The organism is Candidatus Latescibacterota bacterium (genome assembly GCA_019038625.1).
Lineage (GTDB): Bacteria > Krumholzibacteriota > Krumholzibacteriia > Krumholzibacteriales > Krumholzibacteriaceae > JAGLYV01.
Window position 1 is genome coordinate 1 of sequence record JAHOYU010000125.1, and the last position, 2,956, is coordinate 2,956.

Consider the following 2,956-nt stretch of genomic DNA (forward strand, 5'->3'; position numbering starts at 1 on the left):
ACCTGTCGTAAACAGTGAAAAAGGAGGATGTTATGAAAAGGGTAAGTTTATTGGTTGCGGTTTTTCTGGTGCTTTCCGTTTTTAACCTCTCGTCTATCTTATGTGATGAGGCATTCGCTGGACCGGCAAAGAAGTATGTGATGCTTTATTCTTCAATGAAGGATTCTCAGTTGGCCGCATTGAAGGAAGCCTTTACCAGTAAATACTCAGACATTGAGATGGACTATTACTCAGCAGGGACGGGGAAGGTAATGACAAAACTCGCTGCTGAAGAACGGGCAGGGAATATCGGCGCCGATGTTCTCTGGGTCGGAGACCCGACGAACTATTTGATGTTCAAGGATAAAGGACTTCTGACTCCCTACGTATCCCCCGAAGCAAAAACGATCCCGGCGGGCCTTAAAGATCCTGAAAATTATTTCTGCGGCGCAAGGATCATCACACTCGGCCTTGTCTACAATACGCTCAATGTTAAAGGCAAGGACATTCCAGATGACTGGGACGACCTGCTGAGCCCTCGCTTTAAAGGTATAGCCGTTATGACGGACCCCACTTTTTCGGGGACCACACTCTACACGGTTGCGGCCCTGGTGCAGAATCCCAAGTACGGCTGGGATTTCATCAAGAAATTAAAGGCTAACAATGTGAGGATCGAAAAAGGATCAAGTGCTGTCGTCAACAAGGTCGGGGCGGGGGAATACGATGTAACTATCGGAGTTGATTACATTGCAAGATCAAAGATGGCAAAGGGATCCCCGATTGGCTTTGCATACACAAAGAGCGGGATATCCACCGTAGCGAGCCCCATCGCCATCATGAAGGCCACCAAGAACCTGGAAGCAGCGCAGAGACTGTACGACTACATCCTTTCGATTGAAGGACAACAGCAGCTGGTCAAAAAGCAGGTAATTCCTGTGAGACCGGAAGTGCAGTTAGAAGGTGCGCTATCTGTTAAAGATGCTGTATCGCGGGCGATGCCTGTCGATGCACAGGACCTGCTCAAGAACAAGGTAGAGCTGCTGGATAAGTTTAATTCAATAATGAAGAAGAAGTAGTAGATCGGCCCAGACCAGGCTTTAAGCGCAGGGGAGCAGGAATATTTGCCTCCTCTGCGCTTGAAGGAACCTTCCTGATCGAATGAATACTGACTGATTTCAGAAAGAGGTCACACGTGTCTGAAATAAGACTGGAAAATGTCGGTAAAAGTTACGGCAGTAATGTGGTGCTTGATGGCTTCTCCCTGTCTGTGGAAGATGGGGAGTGCTTTTCCATTGTAGGACCATCTCCCTGCGGGAAAACAACCGTATTAAGGGCCATTTCAGGTTTTGAAAAATTAGATGCGGGCGAGATATTCATAGGTAATACGCTGGTAACAAGCAAGGAAAAACGTGTTTTCCTTGCCCCCGAGAAACGAAACATCGGTGTCGTTTTTCAGGATTATGCTGTCTGGCCGCACATGACGGTCTTTGAAAACGTACGTTATCCCCTCAAGAGACAGAGATTACCCAAGGATGTCGCGAAAGACCGTGCGATAAAAGCGTGCGAACTCGTACAGCTGGGAGATCTCCTGGAACGGCTTCCCAATCAACTGTCCGGGGGACAGCAGCAGAGAGTGGCTCTGGCAAGGGCCATAATGTGCTCTGAAAAAGTTATCCTGCTGGACGAACCGATCTGTAATTTAGATGCCAATCTGCGCGAGGAGATGCGCTTTGAGATAAAAGAACTTCAGAAAAGGATCGGGGTCACCGTGATCCTCGTTACACATGATCACGATGACGCGCTTGCCGTTTCAGACCGCGTTGCTGTTCTGGATGAAAGGGCAAAGATCCGTCAGATCGGCACACCGGAAGAGCTTTATAGAAACCCGGTAGACAGCTATGTATTCAGGTTCCTGGGGCTTTCAAACTTCCTCCCGCTGGAGGCCAGGGAGAACAAGGTCTTTGTTAAAAGTACAGAGCCTGTCTTCTTTTCGGACACGATCCCCCCGCACATAAAAAACGGCAACTATTATGCCGCCTTCAGGCCGAAGGATGTCTCATTCACAGATACCGGTGAGATCAAGGGCATTGTCCGAAGGGTCATTTTCCTCGGCGACATCTATGAATATCGCGTGGACCTGGGGGATGTCGAAATAAGGATACAGCAGGATTCACAGGAAACGGGCAAACAAAGGATGCTGAGAGAGGGAGACCCCTGCGGACTCAAATTCGATGATATCCGATACTACGATGAGGTAGAGGGGCTTAATGATGTTTAAGAAGAGATATTTCGGCCCCAAGTTGAAAATGTGGGAAGATCTGAATCTGGGTCAGATGTTAATGATAATTACCGTCATGATCCTGGTGATTACCGTTGCCATGCCGATGGTAATGATCGTTTACAATACGTTTTTTATTGGGGCAAGGCTGGACCTTGGCATATTCGACAACATCATCTTCACGTCCGATACCATGGACGCAATGTGGAACACAATTGTTATCGGGTTCTTTGTCACTCTTCTCGGGACAATTGTGGGTTTGTTCTTTGCCTGGCTGATCGGGCGTAGTGATATCCCTTTAAAGGGGTTCATGAAAACTCTCTTCATTGTTCCCTACATGTTCCCGCCTTTTATCGGCGCAATGGCGTGGGGGTTGCTGCTGTCTTCCCGTTCCGGTTATTTGAACAAGATGTTTATGTCGTTTACGGGAGGCACAACTCCATTTTTTAATATAAACAGCATTGCAGGCATTATTTTCGTTGAAATTTGCTATTACTTCCCGTTTGTTTTTATCCAGGTTTCCAGCGCACTTGAGAGAATGGATCCCACATTGGAGGAGTCTGCGAGGATCGCGGGTGCGTCGCAGCTTTACGTGATCAGGAAGATCACGTTTCCCCTGGTCTTGCCCGCTATCGCCGCCGGTTCCATGCTGATCCTTATTTCCTCGCTCTCCCACTTCGCTCTTCCGGCCATATTGGG

At 48.2% G+C, this 2,956-nt stretch carries 3 protein-coding genes; all 3 read left to right on the forward strand.

The annotated features are described in order from the left end of the window. Window positions 1-14: 14 nt before the first annotated feature. Window positions 15-1,055 (forward strand): ABC transporter substrate-binding protein, encoded by a 1,041-nt coding sequence (locus KOO63_09960; GenBank protein ID MBU8922128.1) that lies wholly within the window; start codon window positions 15-17, stop codon window positions 1,053-1,055. A gap of 116 nt (window positions 1,056-1,171) precedes the next feature. Next, window positions 1,172-2,257 carry an ABC transporter ATP-binding protein gene (locus KOO63_09965; protein ID MBU8922129.1) on the forward strand — a complete coding sequence of 362 codons (1,086 nt, stop codon included), beginning with the start codon at window positions 1,172-1,174 and terminating at the stop codon, window positions 2,255-2,257. Next, a partial coding sequence (locus KOO63_09970) for an ABC transporter permease subunit (protein MBU8922130.1) occupies window positions 2,247-2,956 on the forward strand: 710 nt, incomplete at its 3' end. The genes KOO63_09965 and KOO63_09970, both read left to right, overlap by 11 nt.